At 62.1% G+C, this 20,046-nt stretch carries 19 protein-coding genes and 1 pseudogene; 12 read left to right on the top strand and 8 right to left on the bottom strand.

What is annotated here, in order from left to right; all coding sequences use genetic code 11:
- Window positions 1-35 precede the first annotated feature (35 nt).
- Genes FHX05_RS08960 through FHX05_RS08950 form a run of 3 tightly spaced genes read left to right on the top strand, consistent with a single transcriptional unit; the run spans window position 36 to window position 3,900 of the window.
- Window positions 36-1,595 (top strand): di-heme oxidoredictase family protein, encoded by a 1,560-nt coding sequence (locus FHX05_RS08960; protein ID WP_183872399.1) that lies wholly within the window; start codon window positions 36-38, stop codon window positions 1,593-1,595.
- A complete protein-coding gene (locus tag FHX05_RS08955) occupies window positions 1,595-2,803 on the top strand; it encodes an imelysin family protein (protein WP_246698890.1) in 1,209 nt (402 codons plus the stop codon). The genes FHX05_RS08960 and FHX05_RS08955 overlap by 1 nt, the downstream gene beginning before the upstream one ends.
- A 2-nt stretch (window positions 2,804-2,805) precedes the next feature.
- Window positions 2,806-3,900, top strand: coding sequence for a DUF1513 domain-containing protein (locus FHX05_RS08950; protein WP_183871341.1), 1,095 nt, complete (start codon window positions 2,806-2,808; stop codon window positions 3,898-3,900).
- Window positions 3,901-3,988: 88 nt separating this feature from the next.
- Here the strand turns inward: FHX05_RS08950 and FHX05_RS08945 are convergent, their stop codons facing one another.
- Window positions 3,989-5,062 (bottom strand): DUF2252 family protein, encoded by a 1,074-nt coding sequence (locus FHX05_RS08945; protein ID WP_183871340.1) that lies wholly within the window; start codon window positions 5,060-5,062, stop codon window positions 3,989-3,991.
- Between the two features lie 164 nt (window positions 5,063-5,226).
- On the opposite strand from FHX05_RS08945, the gene FHX05_RS08940 reads away from it, so the two are divergent.
- The 3 genes from FHX05_RS08940 to guaA all read left to right on the top strand — a co-directional run bounded on the left by FHX05_RS08940 (window position 5,227) and on the right by guaA (window position 8,050).
- The gene (locus FHX05_RS08940; RefSeq protein ID WP_112336852.1) at window positions 5,227-5,688 is read left to right on the top strand and encodes a PaaI family thioesterase; all 462 of its coding nucleotides are present in this window, start codon (window positions 5,227-5,229) and stop codon (window positions 5,686-5,688) included.
- Window positions 5,685-6,326, top strand: coding sequence for a 5'-methylthioadenosine/S-adenosylhomocysteine nucleosidase (locus tag FHX05_RS08935; protein ID WP_112336756.1), 642 nt, complete (start codon window positions 5,685-5,687; stop codon window positions 6,324-6,326). The genes FHX05_RS08940 and FHX05_RS08935 overlap by 4 nt, the downstream gene beginning before the upstream one ends.
- A gap of 161 nt (window positions 6,327-6,487) precedes the next feature.
- Window positions 6,488-8,050, top strand: coding sequence for a glutamine-hydrolyzing GMP synthase (gene guaA / locus FHX05_RS08930; protein ID WP_112399658.1), 1,563 nt, complete (start codon window positions 6,488-6,490; stop codon window positions 8,048-8,050).
- A gap of 143 nt (window positions 8,051-8,193) precedes the next feature.
- Here guaA and FHX05_RS08925 read toward each other — a convergent pair whose 3' ends face one another.
- Window positions 8,194-8,841: a TetR/AcrR family transcriptional regulator gene (locus tag FHX05_RS08925; RefSeq protein WP_112399659.1), complete on the bottom strand. Its 648-nt coding sequence runs from the start codon at window positions 8,839-8,841 to the stop codon at window positions 8,194-8,196.
- A 225-nt stretch (window positions 8,842-9,066) separates the two neighbouring features.
- Between FHX05_RS08925 and FHX05_RS08920 the strand changes: the two genes are divergently transcribed.
- Complete coding sequence (locus FHX05_RS08920; protein WP_183871339.1) at window positions 9,067-9,960, top strand: NAD(P)/FAD-dependent oxidoreductase; 894 nt, start codon at window positions 9,067-9,069, stop codon at window positions 9,958-9,960.
- Window positions 9,961-10,094: 134 nt separating this feature from the next.
- On the opposite strand, the gene FHX05_RS08915 is transcribed toward FHX05_RS08920, so the two are convergent.
- Window positions 10,095-10,535 carry a hypothetical protein gene (locus FHX05_RS08915; RefSeq protein ID WP_112336759.1) on the bottom strand — a complete coding sequence of 147 codons (441 nt, stop codon included), beginning with the start codon at window positions 10,533-10,535 and terminating at the stop codon, window positions 10,095-10,097.
- A gap of 315 nt (window positions 10,536-10,850) precedes the next feature.
- On the opposite strand from FHX05_RS08915, the gene FHX05_RS08910 reads away from it, so the two are divergent.
- Both FHX05_RS08910 and mug read left to right on the top strand, forming a co-directional pair.
- A complete protein-coding gene (locus FHX05_RS08910; RefSeq protein WP_183871338.1) occupies window positions 10,851-12,356 on the top strand; it encodes an FAD-dependent monooxygenase in 1,506 nt (501 codons plus the stop codon).
- A gap of 129 nt (window positions 12,357-12,485) precedes the next feature.
- Entirely contained in the window at window positions 12,486-13,067 is a 582-nt protein-coding gene (gene mug / locus FHX05_RS08905; RefSeq protein WP_183871337.1) for a G/U mismatch-specific DNA glycosylase, read from the top strand.
- Window positions 13,068-13,113: 46 nt separating this feature from the next.
- Here mug and FHX05_RS08900 read toward each other — a convergent pair whose 3' ends face one another.
- Both FHX05_RS08900 and FHX05_RS08895 read right to left on the bottom strand, forming a co-directional pair.
- Window positions 13,114-13,677 (bottom strand): methylated-DNA--[protein]-cysteine S-methyltransferase, encoded by a 564-nt coding sequence (locus tag FHX05_RS08900; RefSeq protein ID WP_112609267.1) that lies wholly within the window; start codon window positions 13,675-13,677, stop codon window positions 13,114-13,116.
- A 139-nt stretch (window positions 13,678-13,816) separates the two neighbouring features.
- Window positions 13,817-13,954, bottom strand: coding sequence for a hypothetical protein (locus FHX05_RS08895; protein ID WP_162700908.1), 138 nt, complete (start codon window positions 13,952-13,954; stop codon window positions 13,817-13,819).
- Between the two features lie 214 nt (window positions 13,955-14,168).
- Between FHX05_RS08895 and FHX05_RS08890 the strand changes: the two genes are divergently transcribed.
- Window positions 14,169-14,786 carry a 2'-5' RNA ligase family protein gene (locus tag FHX05_RS08890; RefSeq protein WP_183871336.1) on the top strand — a complete coding sequence of 206 codons (618 nt, stop codon included), beginning with the start codon at window positions 14,169-14,171 and terminating at the stop codon, window positions 14,784-14,786.
- Between the two features lie 8 nt (window positions 14,787-14,794).
- On the opposite strand, the gene FHX05_RS30745 is transcribed toward FHX05_RS08890, so the two are convergent.
- The 3 genes and pseudogenes from FHX05_RS30745 to FHX05_RS08880 form a co-directional block, all read right to left on the bottom strand.
- Complete coding sequence (locus tag FHX05_RS30745; RefSeq protein ID WP_348648311.1) at window positions 14,795-16,192, bottom strand: SulP family inorganic anion transporter; 1,398 nt, start codon at window positions 16,190-16,192, stop codon at window positions 14,795-14,797.
- A gap of 89 nt (window positions 16,193-16,281) precedes the next feature.
- Window positions 16,282-16,419, bottom strand: a pseudogene (locus FHX05_RS30740) (SulP family inorganic anion transporter); the annotation flags it as partial.
- A 161-nt stretch (window positions 16,420-16,580) separates the two neighbouring features.
- Window positions 16,581-17,495, bottom strand: coding sequence for a LysR family transcriptional regulator (locus FHX05_RS08880; RefSeq protein ID WP_246698889.1), 915 nt, complete (start codon window positions 17,493-17,495; stop codon window positions 16,581-16,583).
- Window positions 17,496-17,553: 58 nt separating this feature from the next.
- On the opposite strand from FHX05_RS08880, the gene FHX05_RS08875 reads away from it, so the two are divergent.
- Complete coding sequence (locus FHX05_RS08875; protein ID WP_183871335.1) at window positions 17,554-18,528, top strand: quinone oxidoreductase; 975 nt, start codon at window positions 17,554-17,556, stop codon at window positions 18,526-18,528.
- A 278-nt stretch (window positions 18,529-18,806) separates the two neighbouring features.
- Window positions 18,807-19,988, top strand: coding sequence for an MFS transporter (locus FHX05_RS08870; protein WP_183871334.1), 1,182 nt, complete (start codon window positions 18,807-18,809; stop codon window positions 19,986-19,988).
- Window positions 19,989-20,046: the final 58 nt, after the last annotated feature.

Below are 20,046 nucleotides of genomic sequence, written 5' to 3'. Positions count from 1 at the left end.
TGGCAGCGCGACAAGGCGTTGCCGCCCCGACACCCATGACATGCATTCCGGCCAATCGCGCCTTTTTGCCCGCCATCGCTGCGGCTTTTTTGGTTTTTTCCATCACGCTCGCCGCCGCGGACATCCTCGATTTTCCGAGTAACCGCACCGACCTCTCCGCTGAGGAGTTGAAGCGCGTGCGCGACGTGACCCGCGCGACCAGCAATTTTCTCAAGGCCGAACCCTATGAAACGATGCAGGGCGGCGGCCTGACCTCGATCGACAAGGTCACGCGCGATATCTTCTCCCAACCCTCGGCCAAGCTAGACCAGGCGCAGGGGCAGGACTTTCATCTCGGCAATGCGCTTTTCCGCAAGCTCTGGGTCTCCGCCCCCTCCTCCACCCAGGCCTCCGATGGGCTGGGGCCGCTGTTCAATGCCCGCTCCTGCCAAAGCTGCCATATTCGCGACGGGCGCGGCCATCCGCCGGAGGAAGCGGGCGCGGCCGCGACCTCGATAGTCTTGCGCCTGGCAAGGGCCGCCATCACGCCGGAAGAGGAGCAGGCGGTCAGGGACCATCACATGCTCAATTTCCCGGATTCGACCTATGGGGCACAGCTGCAGGATCTTGCCGTCCCCGGGCTCGCCGCCGAAGGCAAGGTGACTGTGAGTTATGGCGAGGAGACGGTGACGCTTGCCGGCGGCGAGACCGTGACCTTGCGCAAGCCGCATTACGGCGTCAGCGATCTCGCCTACGGGCCGATGGACGTCAACACCACGCTTTCAGCGCGCATCGCGCCGCCGATGATCGGCCTCGGCCTGGTCGAGGCCATCCCGGATGCCGATATTCTCGCCAATGCCGACCCGGACGATAAGAAGGGCACCGGCATTCGCGGCCGCCCCGCCATCGTCCGCGATCATCGCACGGGTCAACTCGCGCTCGGGCGTTTCGGCTGGAAGGCCCAGAATGCAACCGTGCGCGACCAGGTGGCCGACGCCTTTTCCGCCGATATCGGCATTTCGACGCCGGACCGGCCAAACCCCTATGGCGACTGCACCGCCAAAGAACCGCAATGTCTGACCATGCCGACCGGCGTGCAGAAGCGCCTGGGCGACACAGAAGCGCCGGACCCGGTGCTTCCGCTCGTCACCTTCTATTCCGAAAATCTTGCCGTGCCCGCCCGCCGATCGACGAGCCAGCCCGCCGTGCTGCACGGCAAGGACATGTTCTATCGATCCGGCTGTGCCGCCTGCCACACGCCGAAATTCGTGACACGCGACGGCCTGAAAAGCAGCGACGGTAAGGTTTCGCCGCAGGCGTTCCAGCTGATCTGGCCTTACTCCGATTTCCTGCTGCACGACATGGGTGAAGGCTTGTCGGATGGACAGCAGGTCGGCGTGGCATCCGGTCGCGATTGGCGCACGCCGCCGCTCTGGGGTATAGGCCTGACACAGACGGTGAGCGGCCGGCAGGCTTATCTGCATGACGGCCGCGCCCGCACATTGACTGAAGCCATCCTCTGGCATGGAGGAGAGGCGGAAAAAGCCCGCAATGCATTCGCCGATCTTTCGAAGGACGATCGGCAAGCCCTCATCAACTTTCTGGAGTCCCTCTGATGCGCCACTGGAAACGCCCGGAGCATTTCCGCTCTAAACAGAGTCACGCAAATGCTCCGTCCCATTGTTTTCACGCAATTCCAGCAAAACCGCTGGGCACTTTTGCTGGAATTGCTCTGGCCGCAAGCCTACTGCTTACCGCTGCCGCCCTGCCTGCCCACGCCGAGGATGCGACGACCAATGGCGCCGGTCTGAACGAGGCGGCGGTGCCGGCCGTACTGCAGAAAGCGGTGGATGACGTCATCCGCCCCGGCTACCGCGCCATGCACGACTCCGCCTCGAAACTGAATGTCGCGATGAAGGCGCTTTGCGCCGATCCCACGGACGCCACCCTTTCCGGCGCCAAATCGGCTTTCGGTGACACTGTGAAGAGCTGGTCGCGCATCGAGATCGTCGATACCGGCCCTATCATCGAAAAGAACCGCTTCGAGCACATCCTCTTCTATCCCGACCGCAAGGGTGTCGGCCTCAAGCAGGTGCAGGCGCTGATCGCCAAGGCGGACGAGCAGGACACAACCGTCGAGGCCGTCGCCGGCAAGAGCGTGGCGCTGATGAGCATGACGGCACTGGAATATGTACTCTTCGGCAACGGCTCCAATGTCCTCGGGAAGGATAAACAGAGCTTCCGTTGCCGTTATGGCGCGGCTGTCGCCGGCAATATCGAAAACACCGCCAAGGAAATCGCCGACGAATGGGATGCGCCGGACGGCGTGCAGAAATCCTGGAAGTTTCCCGGCAAGGACAGCAATGACTTCATGGACAACAAGGAGGCCGTCACCGCATTGCTTGGCATCCTCGTACATGGCGCGGCCAATGTTCGCGACCAGCGGCTGGAAACCTTCTACAAAGGCGATCCGGCAACGGCGCGGCCGAAGATGGCGATCTACTGGCGCTCGGCCAATACGTGGACCTCGTTCACGGGCAATATCGAGGGCCTGAAGACGCTCTGGGAAAAAGCCGACATGGCAAGCCTGCTGCCGGTGGACAAGCGCGCGGTTGCCACCAAGATCGACGGCCTGCTGAACGAGCTTGCGACGACGGCACCGACGATCAATCCGGATATCGAGGCGGCCATCGGCAACGACGCTGAGCGCGCCAAGATCGACAAGCTGCTCGCCGTCAGCCGCGATCTCGCCACCAGCTTCAGCGATGAGTATGGCGGTGCCATCGGCCTTTCAGCCGGCTTCTCCTTCGCGGACGGAGACTAGACATGATGCGCAGCGGCCTCATCGATCGGAGAGCCTTCGTCAAGGCAGCGGGACTGACCTTCCTTGCGGCACTCAGGCCCGGTGCCTTGATGGCGCTGGAGCGGGCCGATGCGGTCTATGCCTCCGGCATCCGCGCCGCCGACGGCTCCTTTGCAGTGGCGACGGTGACCGAACAGGGGCGCATCATCGACCAGGTCGCGCTGCCCGCACGCGCCCACGGCATGGCCTTTTCGAAGGCGACCGGCAAGACCGTCGCCTTCGCGCGCCGGCCCGGCACCTATGCGATGATTTTCGATCCCTGGAACAAGGCCGAGCCGATCGTCATTTCCGCCAGAGAAGGCCGGCATTTCTACGGGCACGGCACGTTTTCGCCAGACGGCAGGCTGCTCTATGCCAGCGAGAACGATTTCGACAATAATCGCGGTATCATCGGGCTCTATGATGCGGGCAACCGGTTTGCTCGCGTCGGCGAATACGAGACCTATGGCGTCGGCCCGCATGACATGACGGTTTCGGATGACGGCCGGTTCCTGATCGTCGCCAATGGCGGCATCGAGACCCATCCGGATTTCGGCCGCACCAAGCTCAACCTCGACCATATGGAACCGTCGCTGACGCTGATCGACGCCGCCAGCGGCCAGCTGATCGAGAAGCACACACTGCCGTCGCAATATGCCCAGGTCTCGACCCGGCATGTCGATATCGATGCCAGCGGCCGCGTCTGGTTCGCCTGCCAGTATGAGGGCCACCGCAACGACCTGCCGCCGCTTGTCGGCCATTTCGCCAGGGGCGAGGACCTGACCTTCGTTACCCTGCCCGACGACACGACGCGGGCGCTTGGCAATTATGTCGGCGCCATCGCAGTCAACCGTGCCGAGAATCTCGTTGGTGTCACATCGCCGGTCGAAGGGACTTCGGTGACGCTGGATGCGAGAACGGGTAAGGTACTGAAGGTGGAGAGCATCGCCGATGCGGCAGGCATCGCACCGGCTCGGCATGGCTTTGCCGTCTCGTCCTATGACGGTGATTTTCTGGCTGAGCATAGCGATGTCGCATGGGACCAGCACATCGTCCGGATCAAACGGCCTGCAGGCTGATCGAGATAGGTTTTTCTTGTTCATCGGATGGACTTGAGTTTGCAGAGCCTTCGATACGCCTTCCGCGAACTCAGGCCCCAACACCTCATCACCGCCGAGCAAACTCCGCCTGCTCCGTACTGACTGCCACAGCCGTCGCCTTGGCCGCCATACGCAGCCAGTCCGAGCCACGCGCATCTAGATCGGCGAGAATGCCGGGAATGAGCGACGCATCGTTGGCGTGGCAATTGGCGATTTCGAAGCCCATCAGATCCAGCATGTCGGGCGAGAGCAGCACTTCGGCATCGCCGTCGACTTCGATCTTGCGGCTGTTGGGCGACAGGCGCCGTACCAGCAAGCCTCCATCCACCCGATAGCGCGGATCGGGCGAACGCGCCCGTCCGCCGGCGATAAGACCCGTGCGAATTTTCGTGTCCGACGGATCGTGCTTCAGCAACCAGCCGGATTGCAGCAAAGCCTTGACCTCGCGCAACACCGGCCCGCCGCGCCATTCGACATAGGCGACGAAGCGTGGCCGGCCGAGACTGCCCGTGCCGGCGAGACGTGGCTTCGGCTCGAATGCGGTTGCCGGATCGGGAAGAGCCTTCCGCAGCGCCTTGAGATAGCGGTCGGCGACGGGGCCGCTTGCCGGCGGCAGATTGCGATATTTTTCCCAGAAGGCCTTACGCTCGGCATTCGGCAGCAGCACAGCATTGCGCAGCCACTTGTAGTCGCGCTCGAGAATGACGGGCGACGGCTCGCGCAAGCCGCGTCGATAGCCGGCGAGGAGGTTGTCGGCAACCACGCGCGGCGTCGGCCCATCCTCACCGCGCGCCATGACGGCGCTGGTCGCCAGCCGCACGAGATCGAGCGCATAGGGCATGACGGCCGCCTCGTCGAAGTCATTCGCACCCCAGACGAGCCGCCCCTCCTCGTCGCGCCATGTGCCGAAATTTTCGAGATGCGTATCGCCGATCGCCAGCAGCTGCGGCGCGGACTTGAGGTCGGGACAGATGTCGAGGATGGTTTCGGCCCAGCGCCAATAGGTGCCGCGCAGGAAGGAGAAGCTGTCGGCCTTCATCAGCTTGTGTTTCTTATCCAGCGCCACCTCGACCAGATCGGCGCCGAGCTGCGCCCGCATCCAGGTCTCGTAGGCGGTCACTGATTGCCGGATCGTCGTCATCTGCGCCCTCGCGATAGCTACACCGTTTGGGATAGCACGATGATCCGGCCGTGGAAATTTGATGTCGGAAGCACAAGCTGGGACGCTTCCGCTTTTCCACCGGATAACCCTTGTCCAAATGGCCTCTCCATGCCAATTTCGCACCCGCGAAAGAAGGGGACGGCATGACAGGGGCAGATGACACGGGGACCGGCGGCGATTTTCGGACCCGCATCAGAACGAGCTTCGCGCGACAGGCGGCGATGGCAACGATCGGTGCGGAACTGACGCGCGTCGAGCATGGTACGGTCGAAATCGAGCTGCCGTTCGATGTGAAGCTGACACAGCAGCACGGAATCCTACATGCCGGGATCATTGCCGCCGCGCTGGATTCCGCCTGCGGCTTTGCGGCCTACAGCGTCATCGATCCCTCCGCGTCGATCCTCACGATCGAATTCAAGGTCAACCTGATGTCGCCCGGGCGCGGCGAGCGCTTCCTGTTTCGGGGCGATGTCACCAAGCCTGGCACGACGATCATCGTCGCCGACGGCCGCGGCTATGCCATCGGCGACGGACCGGCCAAGCTGATCGCCTCGATGACGGGAACGATGATGGTCATCCGGGGCAGAGAGGGAATTAGCGGATGAAATTCGAACTGAAACGGGTATCGGGCAAATCGATCCTGTTCGTCATGGCGGCCGAGGCCGAATATGGACCCTTCCTACGCTCGCGCATCGATCCGCTGATGACGGGCGTCGGCCCCGTGGAGGCCGCGATTGTGCTCACCCGCGCCTTCGCGCAGCTCGAAGCGCAGGGCGACCTTCCCGATCTCGTGGTGTCGCTCGGCTCAGCCGGCTCCGCCAAGCTGGAGCAGACGGAGGTCTACCAGGTCACCTCGGTTTCCTACCGCGACATGGATGCCTCGCCGCTCGGCTTTGAGAAGGGCCGCACGCCCTTCCTCGATCTGCCTGCAACGATCGAATTGCCACTACGTATCCCTACCATTGCCGAGGGCAGCCTTTCGACGGGCGCCAACATCGTCTCCGGCTCCGAAGCCTATGAACGCATCGGCACCGACATGGTTGACATGGAAACCTTCGCCGTGCTGCGCGCCTGCCAGACCTATGGCCTGCCGCTGATCGGCCTGCGTGGCATTTCCGACGGAAAGGTGGAGCTTCAGCACATTTCCGACTGGACGGAATATCTGCATGTGATCGACCGCAAACTCTCCTACGCGGTCGATGGGCTGTTTACGGCGCTCGAAGACGGCGTATTCTGGTTTTGAGGGACTGGAAACCACCGAAGCAATTCCAGGAAAAGTGCATGGCGGTTTTCCGTCCGGAATTGCGAAGAAGACAGAGAATGTAGGACAATCGGGACAATAAAATCGCCGTTTGCGTGATTTGCCCGATTGCCAGGGAAAGCGCTTTTCATTAAAGGCTCGCCATGACCCAGACAGCACATCCAGATACCGTTCTCATCGTCGATTTTGGCAGCCAGGTGACGCAGCTCATCGCACGGCGCGTGCGCGAAGCGGGCGTCTACTGCGAAATCGTCCCCTTCCAATCCGCCGAAGCCGGCTTCAAGCGGCTGCAGCCGAAGGCCGTGATCCTCTCCGGCAGTCCGGCCTCGACCGTGGACGAAGGCTCGCCGCGGGCGCCGCAGATCATCTTCGACAGCGGCATCCCGGTCTTCGGCATCTGCTACGGCCAGCAGACCATGTGCATGCAGCTCGGCGGCAAGGTCGAGAGCGGTCACCACCGTGAATTCGGCCGCGCCTTCCTGGAAGTCGACAAGGATTGTGCCCTCTTCGAAGGTCTGTGGTCGAACGGTTCGCGCCATCAGGTCTGGATGAGCCACGGCGACCGCGTCACCATGCTGCCGGAAGGTTTCGAAGTCGTCGCCACGTCTTCGAACGCGCCTTATGCCTTCATCGCCGACGAGAAGCGTAGATATTACGGCGTGCAGTTCCATCCGGAAGTCGTGCATACGCCCGATGGCGCCAAGCTGATCGGCAACTTCATCCACAACATCGCCGGCATCAAAGGCGACTGGTCGATGTCGGCCTATCGCGCCAAGGCAGTGCAGGCGATCCGTGATCAGGTGGGCGACAAGCGCGTCATCTGCGCTCTGTCAGGCGGCGTCGATTCCTCCGTCGCCGCGCTTTTGATCCACGAGGCTGTCGGCGATCAGCTGACCTGCATCCTCGTCGACCACGGCCTGATGCGCAAGGACGAGGCGGCAAACGTCGTTGCCATGTTCCGCGAGCACTACAATCTGCATCTGATCCATGTCGATGCTTCCGACCGCTTCATCGGCGAGCTCGAGGGTGTTTCCGATCCCGAGACGAAGCGCAAGATCATCGGCCGGCTCTTCATCGAAACCTTCGAGGATGAAGCCAAGAAGCTTGGCGGCGCCGATTTCCTCGGCCAGGGCACGCTCTATCCCGACGTGATCGAAAGCGTTTCCTTCACCGGCGGCCCTTCGGTCACCATCAAGTCGCACCATAATGTCGGCGGCCTGCCGGAGCGCATGAAGATGCAGCTCGTCGAGCCGCTGCGGGAACTCTTCAAGGATGAAGTGCGCGCGCTCGGCAAGGAGCTCGGCCTGCCCGACAGCTTCATCGGCCGCCACCCCTTCCCCGGCCCCGGCCTCGCCATCCGCTGCCCAGGCGGCATCACCCGCGAGAAGCTGGAAATCCTGCGCGAAGCCGATGCGATCTATCTTGATGAAATCCGCAAGGCCGGCCTCTACGACGCCATCTGGCAGGCATTCGCCGTGCTGCTGCCGGTTCAGACCGTCGGCGTCATGGGCGATGGCCGCACCTATGAATTCGTCTGCGCGCTGCGCGCCGTCACCTCCGTCGATGGCATGACCGCGGATTTCTATCACTACGACATGGAATTCCTCGGCCGCGCCGCGACCCGCATCATCAACGAAGTCCGCGGCATCAACCGCGTGGTCTACGACGTCACCTCGAAGCCGCCCGGCACGATCGAATGGGAGTGAGGGGGAACGGTGGTGATCGCGCAGTCTAAGCGCCAATTTTCGCTGCCGCGCCTGCTTCGTCCATTTGAGCGGCGCTTGAATGGCGTCGCCCAAAAAAAGCGGGCGTTATTGATTGCGTCACCGTCCTTCACGGCCCGTCTAGGCTATCCCCCCGCGTGGTCGTTGCCCCCGTGCGCGGCGATGAACATGGCGACGGCCGACCGGCAATAGGATTCGATCTCGTTGTCGTCCTCTGCTCTCGCCTCATCGAAGCGTGCGATAATCAGGAGATCGGAGCCTTTGAAAAGCGCGGCAAACAAGCGGGCGGACCGGAGAGGATCGGGCACGTTCAGAACCGCCTTCGCGTGCAACTGACGTAACAGGGCCTCGATTTGGGCGATGATATGGGCGGGGCCGGCTTCGTAATGGAGCTTGCTCAACGACTTTTGACTTGTCATATCGGCCATGACCATGGCTTCGACATTGCGGACGTCAGGGCGCAACAGCGTGCGAAGCAGCGACGATCCCACCGCCATGAGCTGATCTTCCGCCGAACCGTCGACGCCTTCAAAAAGGGCCTGTGGTATTAACTGTTGGCAGCGGGCCGCAAACGCCGCGCCAAACAGCGCCTCCTTGTTCTCGAAGTGCCGATAGATGCTGAGCTTGGATATCTTCGCTCGCTGGGCGACCTTGTCCAATGTCGTCGCTTGAAAACCCAATTCTGCAAAGAGTTCGCCCGCGGCGACGACTATGGTTTGGCCAAGCGTCTCGTTGGCGGGCCGGCCGCGCCGGCCCTGACTGTTTTCGTTCACGACAATTATGGTCCTTGACAGTATCGTAATGGCTGAATTACGATACCATGTAGTATCTAAAATACGCAAGCGCATTTGTCGGACGATCGACGGCCTGAACTGCGAGAGATCCATGCAGCGACGAACCCTGCTGAAGCTGGCCGCGGCGCTTTCCGGCATCGCCCGCGCCCCGGCCCCGCCAAGTCCGGCCCATCCTCTTCCATCCACAACAAGGAGCCCATCACCATGGATGACGTCATCATCATCGGCGGCAGCTTTGCTGGCCTCGCAGCCGCCCTTCAGCTCGGCCGTGCCCGCCGCAAGGTCACCGTTCTCGATACCGGCCTGCCGCGTAATCGCTTCGCCGGCCACTCGCATGGTATGCTCGGCCACGATCACAAGCCGCCGTTGGACATCTTGACCGAGGCGCGGCAGCAACTGGCGCGCTATCCCACGATCAAGCTGGTCAATGCCCGGGCCGACGGCGTCTCCGGCACCATCGACGATTTCTCCGTCCTCACTGGCGATGGCGAAAGCCTTGGGGCGCGCCGCCTAATCCTGAGCTATGGCATCACCGACCAGATGCCTGCTGTTCCGGGCTTTTCCGAAGGCTGGGGCACGTCCATCGTGCCCTGCCCCTATTGCGACGGCTTTGAAGTCGCCGGCCAGCATTGGGGCCTCGTCTGGTCCGGCCCGCAGTCGCATAATCAGGTCAGGCTGTTCCACGACTGGACCAACAAGCTGACGGTCTTCGCCGATGGTCACGACATTCCGCCCGATATCCGGGTCGATCTGGAGCGTCGCAACACACCTATCATCGATGGTCGGATCACTGAAATCGCCCGTCACGGGGTCCATGGCGCCACCGTCAAGCTCGATACCGGCCCCGATGTCGCGGTCGACATCCTGTTCGCCCATCCGCGCAACAAGCCGTCTGCAAGCCTGCATGAACCACTAGGCCTCGCCACGGCCGCCACGCCCCTCGGCATCGTCCTCAAGGTCGACGAGCGCCGTGAAACCAGCATACCCGGCATCTACGCCGCAGGGGACCTCGCCAACCCCCTCATCCCCTCGGTCACCACGGCATCATGGCAAGGCACGATGGCGGGGATCTTCGCCCAACAGTCGATGCTGGCTTGAGAGCATTGATTCCCTAAGACCCGCGGAATGCGATCGACTTCGCCCTCATGGGTAGCTTGCTTCGCAACGAAGGCCTGATCGCCATTCCTGCAGATCAGGCCTTCGGGCAATAATTATCAGAGCTGAACGCGCTCTTATTTCATTGTGACGCTCAGGCCGCTGATATCGGCATTGACCTGCAGGCCGACCTGCCTGCCCGTGAGCTCGAGTTTGGCACCCTTGTCATTGGTCATGACGATCATCTGGGCGCCCTTGCCCACCGCGCCACCGCCACCGGCAGCGCCGTAGACGCCGGCCACATCCCGGGCGCGGCGAATATTGCGCACAGTGCCCTGGAAATAGGTCTTGGAGGCACCGAAGGCGAGACCGCCCGAAATGCCGCCAATCGAGATTGGATAGCGCTTGCCGTGGAAGGTCAAGGTGCCCTCGCCTCCGGAGCCGCCGACGAAGAAAGCCGCCTTGTAGACGGAGAAGCGGATGGTGCCGCTATCGGCATGTGCCGCGCTGGCGAAGCCAATTCCTGCGGCAGCGATGGCGGCAACCGCGACCGACCGAAATCCAGATGAAATATTCATGATGAGCTGCTCCTCAAATGCGCCGCTTACCCAGCCGGCCGGGCACGACGTCAGCGTCGTATAAAGTCAAAGACAAACGATCTCGCACGACCTTTGGTTCCAAAGTGCACAATAACAACGCGTTAGGGCGCGGATCAAATATCTTATTGGATGGGGAGGCAGCTGTTTCGTGAGGGATTTCGCAGGTCGATATTAAACCATGAGAACAGATATTCGCTCTCTCTAGTCTACATATGTGGCGCACAAGGGACTTGCGTCAAGACCCGGATCCTCCCGTACAAATGCCGGCGCAAACCGAAAAGCGGGAGCATGGACATGACTGTTACGAAACATGCGGTGGTTATTGCCGGCGCCGGTCCGACAGGGCTCATGCTGGCGGGCGAATTGGCCTTGGCGGGCATAGACGTCGCGATCATCGAGCGGCGTGCCAATCAGGAGCTTGTCGGCTGGCGCGCCGGCGGTCTACATGCGCGCACCATCGAAATTTTCGACCAGCGCGGCATTGCCGATCGATTCCTCTCACAGGGGCAGATAGCGCAGGTGGCAAGTTTCGCCTCGGTGCGCCTCGATATCAGCGATTTTCCCACCAGACACAATTATGGCCTGGGACTGCGCCAGAAACACATCGAGCGCATCCTCGCCGACTGGGTCGGCGAATTCAACGTGCCGGTCCGTTACGGCATGGAGGTTACCGGCTTCGCACAGGACGACGGTGGCGTCGATGTTCAATTGTCCAACGGGACGACGCTGCGAGCGGATTATCTCGTTGGATGCGACGGCGGGCGCAGCCTGATCCGCAAGGCAGCCGGCATCGATTTTCCCGGATGGGATGCGACCATCAGCAATCTGATCGCCGAGGTGGACATGACCGAGGAGCCGGAGTTGGGCATTCGTCATGATGCGCTCGGCATGCATTCCCTCGGCAGATTCGAATACGAAATCCGCGACGGGAAGGTCATCTATCCTAAGACAGGGCCGATCGGCGTGATGCTGACGGAGCGGCAGTTGAGAACCTCGAGCGAACCGAGCTTCAGCGATCTCCGCGACGCTCTTATCGCCGTCTTTGGCACCGATTATGGTGCGCATAACCCCCACTGGATTTCGAGATTTACGGATGCAGTGCGACAGGCAGCATCCTATCGCAAGGGCCGTGTGCTGCTCGCCGGGGACGCCGCGCATATCCATCCCCCGGATGGCGGACAGGGTCTCAATATCGGTGTGCAGGATGCCGTGAACCTCGGATGGAAACTGGCCCAGGTGATCAAGGGCATATCGCCGGAAAGCCTGCTCGATAGCTATCACGCCGAGCGTCATCCGATCGCTGCGCGGGTGCTGCGCAATATCCTGGTCTCGGTCGCGCTCCGCCGCCCCGACGACCGCACGCAGATTCTCCGGGAGACCATGGCCGAATGCCTCGCCATGGACGAGCCGCGCCGGCGCTACGCCGCGATGATGTCCGGCCTGGATATCCACTACGATCTCGGCGAGGGACATCCACTGCTCGGCCGCCGCATGCCCGATCTTGACCTCACCACCGCCCGGGGTCAGCTGCGGCTCTTCAAGCTGCTGTACGGAGGCCAGCCTGTGCTGCTCAATCTCGGCGAGCCTGAGAGCTTCGATATCGCACCTTGGACGGATCGGGTGCAATCGATCAACGCCCAATATGCCGGGCCGTGGGAGCTTCCAGCGATCGACGCGGTTGATGCACCCACTGCGGTATTGATACGGCCGGACGGATATGTTGCCTGGGTTGGAGAGGAGACCCAGTTGGAGCTTCCGGAGGCGCTGACCACGTGGTTCGGCCCGCCCACTGTTGTGTGATGCGTGAAGGCCGGCAGGATTCGGGCAAGCAAGGGCGGATCAGGCCTCTTGTCCCTTGGCCGGCCGGGCGCTTATCGGCTAGCGTGACGAAGGCGGCGCGCTTGCCGCCGCTTTCGCAGGAAATCCGAGATGCAGGATGATGCCCCAACGAAGACCCTGAATGAGCCGATAGATATACCGGAGCAAGCAAGCGGGCTTGCCGAAATCCTGGCACCTCATCTTTCCGTGGTCTTTTGCGGATTGAACCCCGCGCTAACCGCGCATCGCGACGGGCATAACTTCTCGAGCCGCAGCAACCGCTTCTGGCGGGCCTTGCACCTTGCCGGCTTCACCCCTCGCCTGCTGCGGGCGGAGGAAGAGCGCGAGATGCTGCAATATGGCCTCGGCCTGACATCGGCGGTCTCCCGCCCGACGAAAAGCGCCAGCGAGCTGAAAAGGAGCGATTATATTGCCGCCGCTCCAGTGCTCGAAGAAAAGATCAGGAAGTTCGCGCCGGCTAATCTGGCGTTTCTCGGCAAAGCGGCCTATGCCGCCATCAGCCTCCGGATCGATGTCGAATGGGGGCGGCAAGCGGAAAAATTTGCGGGCGCTTCGATTTGGGTGCTACCGAACCCGAGCGGCCTCAACAGGGCCTTCGATCTGGCGAAACTGACAGAGCACTATCGCGAGGTGAAATTGGCGATTGAACAGGAGAGCGGTTTCACTCAGTAACCGCCCTCCCGGTCCATCTTGCTTAATCCTCGGGCCGCTTTGTGGCCTAAAACCCCAACGACTGCTGCACCGGTTTTGGCGGCGCGAGCTGGACGCCTTCGAGCTCCAGCATGCGAGCCTTGGAGTTGGAACCGCCCGGCGCGGAAAAGCCGCCGATCTTGCCGCCAGCCGCCAGAACGCGATGGCAGGGAATGATCAACGCCACCGGGTTCTTCGCCATAGCCTGCCCGACATCGCGCGCAGCTTCCGGCCCTGCGCCGAGCTGCTTGGCCAATGTGCCGTAGGTCGTCGTGTGGCCCCAGCCGACCTGCCGGGCGGCATCGTAGATCTGCCTGAAAAAGGCATCCTGCTCGCCGAGATCGAGCGTGACGTCGGAAAAGTCGATCTCCTCGCCCGCGAAATAGCGCTTCACCTTGGCAACCACTGCCGCGATGTCCGCGCTTGGGGTCCCGGGCTGCGCATTCGGCAGGCGGCGCCGAAGCAGACGCTCGGTCGCGCCCGCATCCTTCGTCGGCAATTGAAAGCGCAGCACGCCGACATCATTCCAGGCAATGCCGCAGAAGCCGCCGGCGGTCTCGAAGATCAGGTAATTCTGGCTTGTCTCGTTCATGACGAAACCTCCCGTGTTTCCACTTGCCATGAAAATCGTCCTCGGAAGCGTCGAATTCAACCCGTTTCTTGCGAGGAAGGAGAATTGCCACCGTTTTGATGTCGGCGGCGCGGCTCTGAGACAATCGCGAGCGCGGATATCAATATCCGCCGCCGGTTGGAGGAGCGTTCAGCGTCATGCCGCCACCACTATTGCGCTCGCCGGATGTCGAGCAGGAAGCGATACCAAAGCCGATGAGAGCGAAAACAACGGCCGCAAAGACTGATCTGGTGAACATGATCGTGATTCCTTTGAGTGAAATGGGCACGCATGCCCGAACCTGGAATGAACAGATCAGGCCGTCCTTTTATTCGATCGCTTTTTTGGTAACGCTTGCAACGGAAAGCCTCCAAGATTTGTTCTAGTTTTGTTCTTGAATTAGCAACTGCTTTATCCTATCGTTTTGCGGTCAAAAAGCAGGAGGACAAAGCGATACGCGCTTTGAAGTGACCATGAAGAACAATGGGCAGCTTTCCCTCTATCTTGCGGGCGGAGCGCATACGCGAACACCGCCGCCAATCGATCAAGGGCCGATCAATAAATTCTATTTCGCCCTCCTGCCCGATGCGGCAATTGCCGCACGCAGTCATGAGCTTGCAGGACATCTTCGCCGGCAGCACCGCTTTTATACGAAGCCGCGTCGGGCCGATCTCTTTCATGTGACGCTCTACCCGATCGGCTCGTTTCACTGCTTGCCCGAGGAGGTGGCATTTGCGGCGATGGAAGCTGCCTCTCGGGTGAGGAAGCCGCCCTTTTCCGTCGTCTTCGATCGAGCAGTCAGCTTCGGCAAGGGCGACAACCGCCCACTTGTCCTTTGGAGCAAGGACGGGAACGCCGAACTGAAGGCGCTCCATCAGGAACTGGCCGATGCTATGCGGCTCACAGGCATTGCGCCGGCCAAGGAGAGCTCCGTCGAACCGCATATGACGCTGCTCTATCAGGGACATCTCGTTTCCGACATCATGCTCGAGGAACCCGTGAGTTGGACCGCCAGGGACTTCGTCCTCATCAACAGCCTACAGGGAGAGGCCAGGCACGATCATCTCTGCTATTGGACTTTGCATGATTGAGCGGCCGCTCACGCCTTTGGAGGTTTCCCTTCAGCTATCACCGCGGCGACGGCATCATCGACACTGAAGCTGCAGCGCTTGTCGACATCGGCGACGCCCGCGACCGTCATGAGATCGCGAACCCGGTCATGCACCCGAGCAAACTGTAGACGGAGACCGGCGCGCTGCATGGCGCCGTCGAACTCCATCAAGGCGTCCATCGCCGTGCTGTCGATATCGGAGCTTTCCTCCAGGCTGAGGATGACGGCCCGCAATCCGGCTTGGCTGCGGCTGCCGGACAATATCTCGCCGAAGATCGTATCGGCATTGCCGAAAAACAGGGTTTCGCCAGGGCGCCAGATGGCGATGCCCGGTAGCTCGGCGGCGTCGTCATGCCTGCTGACATCGACGAAGTCATGGCTGTTGTCGAGCCGTCCCAAACGGGCGATATACGGGGATGCCAGGCGATGCATCATGGCAGCGAGCGAAAGGGCGATTGCCAGCAGCATGCCATTGAGCACGCCGAAGGCGAGCACACCGACGGCAGCGCCCAGCGCCACGTAGAAATCGCGATGCAGGTGGCGCAGGCGCAGGATCGGACCGGGATCGAGCGCATGGGTAAGCGCCGCGATCACGACGGCGGCCAGCACCGGCTCCGGCAGAAGCGCCACCAGTGGTCCGGCACAGGCAATCAGGATCGCCAGGCCGATGGCGGCAAAGACGGTCGTCGCCCGCGTCTTTGCCCCCGCCGCCTCGCTGGCGAAGCCTGCGGAAAAACCCGCGCCGACCGGCATGCCCTGAACGACGGCGCTGGCGATATTGGCTGCACCCAGCGCACCAAGCTCGCGATTGACCTCAAGCGTTTCGCCATAACGCAGGGCGAGTGCACGCATCGTACCCCAGGATTCAGCAAAGAGGATGAGGACAAGGGGCACGGTGAATTGCACTAGCCGCGAATAAGCAGCCCAGCCGGCGTCCGGCAGCGAGGGCCATTGCGGCAGGATCTCGATCGGGCCGACCAGCTTGACGCCATGGCCTTCCAGACCGAACAGATAGGAGGCGAAGACGCCGGCGGCCAGCACAAAGAAAGCGCCGGGAATGCCCGGCAATCGCTTCAAGAGCAGCAATGCCACCAGCGCGACCACGCCGACGGCGACGCTGATCGGATTCCACTGGAGGATCGCGCCGAAGAGTGCGGCCGCGTATGCCAGGATATTCGAGCCCTGCACAGGCACACCAACGAAGATCGGCAGCTGATGCAGGATGATGGTGATCGCCAATCCGAGTGCGAAGCCGCGTAGGACCGGCCGCGAGATGAAACCGGTGATGCCGCCAAGGCGCAAGGTACCGGCGATGACGAAAAGAATGCCGGCGAGCGCCACGGCAACCGTGGCAAGCCCCGCCTTGATCGTCGCATCACCCGGCACGCGAGCGCCACGGCAACCGTGGCAAGCCCCGCCTTGATCGTCGCATCACCCGGCACGACGGCCAATGTTGCGGCGAGAATGGCAGCGGATGAGGATGTGGGGGAGACGATGGCGAAGCGGCTACGGCCGAATATGGCATAGATGAGACATCCGACGATGCCGGCGAGGATGGCACGATGCGGCGGCAGGCCGGCGATGCCGGCGTAAGCGACCGCTTCCGGCAGCATCAGTCCGGCAACCGATATGCCCGCGACCAGATCCGCCCTGTCCACCAGGAACCAACTGCCCAGCTTCGTCATCGATCACCGACCGTAAGTGTGGTCCATCCGTCTATGGATAGAGATTCGCCACGAGGCCGCAACAGAAAAATACGGGTTGGAATCGGTACTTATACGGAGCTGTCCGAGGCGTCCCGCAACGGGCAACTTTGACCGACCACATCCGCCACGAAGTCCATAACCGCACGGATGGCAGGCGAGCGACGGAGATCGGGATAGATGACGAGCCAGAGGTCGCGCGTCGGTGATGGGATCTCCGCCGGCAGGCGCACCAATCCTGCCTCGCGATCGCCTAGAAATCTCGGAAGTGCCACGACCCCCAGTCCGGCACGAGCGGCCTCGAGCTGGCCGAAAACATCAGTGGCGCGGAAGACGATCGGACGACCATTCAGCAGACTGCGAAGCCAGGTTTGCTGGGTCAGATGCTCCATCGCCGCATCATAGCCGATGAACACCCAGTCCTCCTCTGGCGTTTGCGCTAAGGGCGGGATCGCGTAGAGACCGAAGCGCATGGCGCCGATACGCCGGACCAAGAGATCGCTTTCCTCCGGCCTGATCATGCGCACGGCGATGTCAGCCTCGCCGGAATTGAGCGCGACGCTGCGTGCAATGCCGGCAATGGTCAGGGTGATGTTCGGATGATGGGTATGAAACAGCGCGGCTTTCGGCGCTAGGAGATGGGCAGCGATCGACGGCGGTGCGCTGACCTTGACTGCAGCGGAAAGCCCGGAGACAGCGCTTTTCGAATAACGTCTGATCGCCTCGACATTTTCCTCCATACCCGCCACCAGTTCGGCGATGGCGCGGCCATCGGCCGTCAAGGGCGAGGTGCGTGGCCGCCGATCGATGAGACGCAGGTCGAGCGCACGTTCCAGCGCCGCAATACGTCTGCCGACAGTTGCGTGGTCGACACCCAACTCGCGCGCCGCCGCAGAGAGGGAGCCGGTTCGCGCGAGAGCGGCGAAATGGTGAAGGTCCTGCCAGTCGATCATCGGTGCATTATTGCACAGATATGGTGAGTTCATACTGAATTTATTCCCCGAGGGATTTGTGATCAAAAATCGTCCGAAAGGAGATTTCCCCATGCCCCTAGCGATTGCCATTACCAGCCCCGGCGGCCCCGAAGTCCTGAAAGCCGTCGATCTCCCAGCTGTCGAACCCGGCGCCGGCGAGGCGCTGATCCGCCAAAGTATCTCCGGCGTCAATTTCGTCGACATATACGTACGTTCCGGGCTTTACCCGCTGCAACCCGGCAACAATGTGTTGGGCTTTGAGGGTGCAGGCGTTGTCGAAGCGCTCGGTGCCGATGTCGGCGATCTAAAGGTCGGCGACCGTGTCGCCTATATCGGTCATCCCGTCGGCAGCTATGCCGAGATGCGCACGCTGCCTGCAAGCCGGCTGGTGAAATTACCCGATGGTGTCAGCGAGCGCGTTGCCGGCAGCACGATGCTGCGCGGACTGACGGCGCAGATGGTGCTGCAAAAGACCTATCCCGTGAAGGCGGGCGAGTGGGTGCTGGTGCACGCGGGAGCCGGCGGGCTCGGCCAACTCGTCACACGCCTTGCCAAGAAGATTGGCGCGAAGGTCATAGCTACCGTGGGCTCCGAAGCCAAGGTCAGCATCGCCCATGAAGCAGGCGCAGACGCGGTTCTCCTGCATACATCCGCGGATTGGGTCGCCGAAACGCGTCGCATTGCAGACGGCCGTGGCGTCCATCTTGCCGTCGACGGGATCGGCGGGACCATGTTGTCACAGACGCTTGCTGCGGTGCGCCCCTTCGGCATGGTCGCCAGCCTCGGACAGGTCGCCGGCCCCATTCCGCCGATCAACATAGAGGAGCTGACCGCGCCCCGTGTGATCGGCTTGTCGCGCCCGAGCGTATTGGCTTACGCCAACGATCACGAACTCTACCATCAAGGCGCCATGTCGCTGATGTCGGCGCTGCAGGCCGGGCTAATCAACCCGATCGGTGCGGAATACGAGCTGAAGGATGCCGCCCGAGCCCATGCCGACCTCGAAGCAGGAAGAACGACGGCCAGCGTCATACTAACGATGTGATTGATGCCTTTTGCCCATTCTCCCTTCGGGGAGAATGGGTTTACGGCACTGGCACGCCCAGCGGGCGATTGCCCACGCACAATCAATTCATCCCGTCAATGGCTTTTGCTGCAAGGCAGCAATTCATTGACCTCGCCTGCTGTTGCCTGATAGCCATTGCCCATGGCGACGCACGGCCCTCAGGCCTTCGCCGTCACTGCTATCCGATCCGATCCGAATCCGCTTCCTTCGTGGCAAACAGCATGGACACCGCTGCCGGTGCCCGCAGGCGATATCCCGTGAACACTGCTTCCCAGACCATCCGGTCCACCTCGACCCTGTCTCTCATCTCGATCGTCGCGCTGACATTCTTCGGCTACCTTGCCATCGGATTGCCACTTGCGGTTCTGCCGACCTATGTCGACAGCAGCCTCGGCTTCGGCGTTGTTTGGGCCGGCATCGCCGTCAGCACGCAATATGTGGCGACCATCGTCAGCCGCGCCCATGTCGGCCGGCTCTGCGATCAATACGGGCCGCGCCGTTCGGTCTTCCTGGGCTTCCTGGCCTATGGTCTGTCGGGCGCACTCACCATCGCTTCCACCTTTACGATCCAAGTCCCGGCGGCAAGCCTTGCCCTTCTGCTTGCGGGGCGGCTGGCGCTCGGCATCGGCGAGAGCTGGGTGAGCACGGCGGCGATCACCTGGGCGATCGGCCTGATGGGATCGCGGGAAACCGTGCGCATCATCTCCTGGAATGGCATCGCCACCTACGGCGGCATTGCGCTCGCCGCCCCGTTCGGCGCCTGGCTGCAGGGGCAATACGGCTTCTTCGCCATCGGCGTCGTCACCATCATCCTTGCGGTTGCCGGCTTCATGCTAGCGCAAACGCGGCCGCCGGTCCCCGGCGTCAAGGAAAAGGGCATCGGCACGGGCCAGGCGCTGAGCCGCGTTGCACCGTACGGCGTCGCGCTTGCGCTTGCCTCGAGCGGCTTCGGCGTCGTCATGGCCTTCGTCGCGCTATTCTTCCATAGCCGCGGCTGGGACGGCGCCTCCTTTGCGCTCAGCGCTTTCGGCCTTGCCTTCATGGGCGTGCGACTGGGTCTTGCCCAGGCAGTCGCCCGCTTCGGCGGCCTGCCGCTGGTGCGTATTTCCCTTGTCATCGAGATCGTCGGCCTGGCTGCGCTTGCCTTTGCGCCATCTCCGACCGTTGCCATCATCGGCGCGGCTCTTGCCGGAGCCGGCTTCGCGCCCGTCTTTCCCGCACTTGGCAACGAGGCCATGGAGCGCATCCCGCCGCAGAATCGCGGCGTCGCGCTCGGGCTTTATTCGATCTTTCTCGACGTGTCGCTCGGTTCGACCGGCCCGATCGCCGGCCTGTTCGCGGATCATCTCGGCTATGCGGCACCCTTCTCCTTCGGTGTTGGTGCGGTGCTGCTCAGCCTGCTCCTGAGCTTCTGCCTGCGCAGGAATGGCAGCCGCTGAAAGCTGTTTTGGCGCTGTTTGTCCCCGGTCCTGATTCTGGCATGTGGCGACAAACGGT

Origin of the sequence: Rhizobium sp. BK491, from assembly GCF_014194925.1 — a bacterium.
Taxonomy (GTDB): domain Bacteria; phylum Pseudomonadota; class Alphaproteobacteria; order Rhizobiales; family Rhizobiaceae; genus Rhizobium.
The sequence above is the reverse complement of the archived record's forward strand: the minus strand, read 5'-3'. Positions and strand labels throughout refer to the sequence as shown.